Source organism: Phormidium pseudopriestleyi FRX01, assembly GCF_017313335.1.
GTDB classification, from domain to species: Bacteria; Cyanobacteriota; Cyanobacteriia; order Cyanobacteriales; family Laspinemataceae; genus Laspinema; species Laspinema pseudopriestleyi.
Genome location: NZ_JAFLQW010000232.1, coordinates 1 through 4,235, shown reverse-complemented (window position 1 = coordinate 4,235; position 4,235 = coordinate 1). Strand labels below are relative to the sequence as shown.

General features: G+C 46.3%; 4 protein-coding genes. 2 read left to right on the top strand and 2 right to left on the bottom strand.

All coding sequences use genetic code 11. The features are described 5' to 3' along the window. The coding region (locus J0895_RS08540; RefSeq protein ID WP_340643479.1) for a putative PEP-binding protein at positions 1-297 on the top strand (297 nt) is incomplete at its 5' end. A 403-nt stretch (positions 298-700) separates the two neighbouring features. Then, a complete protein-coding gene (locus tag J0895_RS08535; RefSeq protein WP_207087683.1) occupies positions 701-1,675 on the top strand; it encodes an AAA family ATPase in 975 nt (324 codons plus the stop codon). Positions 1,676-1,705: 30 nt separating this feature from the next. On the opposite strand, the gene J0895_RS08530 is transcribed toward J0895_RS08535, so the two are convergent. After that, positions 1,706-2,557, bottom strand: coding sequence for an acyl-CoA desaturase (locus J0895_RS08530; protein WP_207087682.1), 852 nt, complete (start codon positions 2,555-2,557; stop codon positions 1,706-1,708). Positions 2,558-2,724: 167 nt separating this feature from the next. Beyond that, the gene (gene hemN / locus J0895_RS08525; RefSeq protein WP_207087681.1) at positions 2,725-4,122 is read right to left on the bottom strand and encodes an oxygen-independent coproporphyrinogen III oxidase; all 1,398 of its coding nucleotides are present in this window, start codon (positions 4,120-4,122) and stop codon (positions 2,725-2,727) included. Positions 4,123-4,235 lie beyond the last annotated feature (113 nt).

Below are 4,235 nucleotides of genomic sequence, written 5' to 3'. Positions count from 1 at the left end.
TTCTCCATCGGTTCCAATGACTTGACCCAGCTCACTTTGGGTCTGGACCGTGACTCTTCCTTAGTGGCTCACATCTTTGATGAACGCAACCAAGCGGTTAAAGATATGGTGGCAATGGTCATCAAAACCGCTAAGAAAACCGGTCGCAAGATTGGGATCTGCGGTCAAGCGCCTTCGGACTATCCCGAATTTGCACGCTTCTTGGTGGAACTGGGGATTGACTCCATCAGCTTGAACCCTGACTCGGTGATGAAGACTCTCCTGGATATCGCTAAGTTGGAAGAAAGCATGAAATAATCTAGCTTTCCAAGTAAGATATAGCAATCCTTTATCAGTTGTAGAATAAGACCTCTCCCCCAACCCCTCTCCTACAAGGAGAGGGGAGCCGCAGAAGGCATAAATCATTTAGGATTGCTATAGACAGCCGGGAGAACCCACTCTCCGGCGCCCGAAACAAAGCCCGCATCAGCGGGCTTTTCTTGATCTGTATGGGCTATCTTTGTTATAACCGGATTTGGTATCAGTCCGGTGAAAGTGGGAAATTTCCTAAACGACTAAAACTATGAGCATTCAAAATATTAAAGGGCAAATTCTTATCGGGATTATATGCAGTCTGTTACTGCTGCTGTTGCCGGTTCAAAAGCGGATTACAAAATTTTAAACGACTTTATTTTGAACAAAAACAGGAGAATCCAGAAGCATGAAACTGGGGGTTACTGTGGGTAAATTCTATCCCTTCCACCGGGGACATGACTATTTAATTCGTCAGGCAAAAGCGCAAGTCGAGCAATTAGTCGTTGTGGTAGGGGCCAAACCTGAACAAGCGATTCCCGGCAGCTTACGGGCGAACTGGATTCGAGTCATGCATCCCGATGTTGAGGTGTATAAAACCCTCGATGATTTGCCCGAAGCGCCTGAACCTTGGGCAAAACGCACCCTAGAATTACTCACCGGAAGAGAACCGGATGTTGCTTTTACTTCCGAGGCGTATGGCGAACCTTGGGCGGCGTTTATGGGTGCTCGACATATTGCGATCGACTGCCCTCGGGAGGCATTTCCCATTTCTGGAACCCAACTGCGTCAGGACCTCGGAACCCATTGGCAGATGCTCACCCCCCCGGCAAAAGCCTATTTTGCCAAGCGCATCGCTGTCGTCGGGGTAGAATCTAGTGGGACTACCTCCCTGGCGCGATCGCTGGCAGAACAGTATCAAACCGTCTGGGTGCCAGAATACGGACGATGGTATTGGGAGGGACGGCAATATCTACCGGATTCTCACGATTGGGACAGTGAGGAATTTATCCAAATTGCCCAGGGACAAATCGCCTGGGAAGAGGCCCTGGCAATCCGCGCTAATCGTTTGGTGGTATGTGATACGGACCCTCTGGCTACTTGTATTTGGCACCGACGGTATCTCGGGTCAGATTGTGAGAAATTGGAACAAATCGCCGCGAGTCGAAATTATGATTTATATTTTCTCACTATTCCAGATTTTGGATTTGTGCAGGATGGTACCCGAGAAAGTGAATCCCTGCGGATGACTATGCACCAATGGTTTCTGGAACAGTTGGAAGGTCAGGGAAAACGATATATTGTGCTAGAGGGAAGTCACGAAAGGCGGATGATTCAGGCAACCGAGGCGATCGCCCAGATTTTGAAGTTTCCCTCATTTTAGGCGATCGCCCGATTTTAAAAGGGGAATAACTTACCCCTGGGTGGCTTTTGGCGCAGGCGGCATCACCACTTTTTTGGCTAAACCAACGGTTTTTAACAGCCAAATTGCCCACCAAGTCATATCCAATTCCCACCAGCGCCAACCGGCTTTGGCAACATTCGGATAAGCATGATGATTATTATGCCATCCTTCGCCATAGGTGAAAATTGCTGCCCACCAGAGATTGCGGGAATTATCCTTTGTGGGAAAGGTTTTATATCCCCACATATGGGTAACGGAGTTAATCAGCCAAGTGCTGTGCCACAGCAAGACGACTCGCACAAATACGCCATACACGATAAAGGGCCAACCGCCTAAGAGATAAAGGACAACCGCTAAAGGAATTTGCAGTAACAGAGAGTAGCGATCGAGCCAACAGTAGAAGGGCTCCCGAGCTAAATCTGGAGCGAATCGGTTATACAGTTCTTTGTTGAAAAATTCAGGACGCGGATAAATCATCCAAAGCAGATGACTCCACCAAAAGCCCTTGCGCGCCGAATAGGGGTCTCTGATTTCATCTTCAGTATAGGCATGATGTAACCGATGTCCGGCAGTCCAAAAAATGGGTCCGCCTTGGAGTGCCGATGCACCGATGAGGGCGATCGTATATTCTAGCCATTTCGGAACTTGAAAACTCCGATGGCTCAATAGGCGATGATAGCCCAAACAAATGCCAATACTCCCTAAAAACCAGTGCAGAAATAACATCACCCCTAATGCGGACCAGGAAAAACACCAGAGTGCCAATAACGCTAGTAGATGAATGGCTATAAAAAACGCGGTAATTACCCAATTTAACTTGGATTGATTTTCTGGTGAATTTGGCATTGATTCTAACTGCATACACACTTCCTTGACCACCAATATTTGTTCAACTCGTTCCCTGGTAGAGCCAGGGAATGCTAATAGGAGGTTCTGCCTCCTGTTTTATAAGAACGGGGAAACGACTGAAGTCGTTACTACAAACGGGGGATTAGATTGCAGGTAAAGCACTCAATTTGACCTTGCCTCTAAATTGCTTTAGAGAAATTTTTCAACGCTTTTTGATTCAGATAAATATCAAAAACAGCCGCCACATTCCGAACTAACAAGCGTCCCGCTGGGGTGACTTCGATATGATTTCGGGATAGCCGAACTAATCCATCAGCTTCCAGCTTGTGTAACTCCAATTGCTCTGCTGCAAAATACTCATCAAAATCACAATCAAAGCTGAGATGATATTTTTCTTCAAATTCGTTCTTGGAGAGTTCAAACTGGCACATTAACTCCATAATTACCATTCGTCGCAGGATGTCATCGGCACTCAGATTCACCCCTTTTTTAATCGGTAACTGATTGGAATCAATGGCTTGATAATAGTCTTTCAAGCGTTTGTGATTCTGAGTATAGACATCATGGAGCATACTAATTGAAGTCATCCCCAACCCAATTAAATCCGATTCGGGTTTGGTGGTATATCCCTGGAAGTTCCGATGCAGCTTCCCGTACCGTTGGGCGATCGCCAATTCATCATTGGGTTTGGCAAAATGATCCATGCCAATAAACTGATAATCCGCTGACCCTAAATCCTCGATCGCCATCTTTAAGATATCCATCTTTTCCGATACCGGAGGTAGTGCCGACTCCGGAATCAATCGCTGAACCGGTTTTAACCAAGGTACATAAGCGAAATTAAACACCGCAATCCGGTCAGGGTCCAGTTGCGTGGTTTTATGAATCGTATCCCGGAACGTCTCCAAAGTTTGAAACGGCAACCCATAAATCAGGTCCACATTCACACTCTCAAATCCGGCATCCCGCACCCAATCCATCACCTGAAACAGCATCGCTTCCGGCTGAATCCGATTCACCGCTTCCTGCACTTTGGGATTAAAGTCTTGAATCCCAAAGCTAATCCGGTTAAATCCCAAATCTTTTAAAAATAGCAAGTAATTTTTATCTAAATATCGGGGATTCACCTCAATAGAAACTTCAGCATTTTCCTCAAACCTAAAATACTGATTAATCGTCGTCCACAACTGCTCCACTTGAGGCAGAGATAAATAATTCGGGGTTCCTCCCCCCCAGTGCATTTGATTCACGGAACGACTGGTATCAACCAGTTCCGCCATTGCCCGAATTTGACGAGTCAGATAATCCAAATAGGGATCAGCGAGGGTTTTCCGTTGGGTGATGATGGTATTGCACCCACAGAAATAACAAGGGGTTTCACAAAAGGGAATATGACAATACAGAGATAGGGGGGTTTTCTTATAGTTCCCCACAGCAATAGCGGCTCTAAATCCTACTTCTTCAAACTCAGATTTCAATTCCGTCGCCGGTGGATAGCTGGTATATCGGGGCACCGGGCGATCATATTTTTTCAGCAACTCAGCGTCAAATTCAACCGTAGAAATTAAAGCGTTCATGAATGGTTTAGGTTAGGTTAGCAACTTAATGGTTTAACAAAATCTCTCCGGTCCCCGGACCTTACCAAGGTCCGGGTTAGGGTGGGGTTCTTTCACCATATTTGGTGAAAACT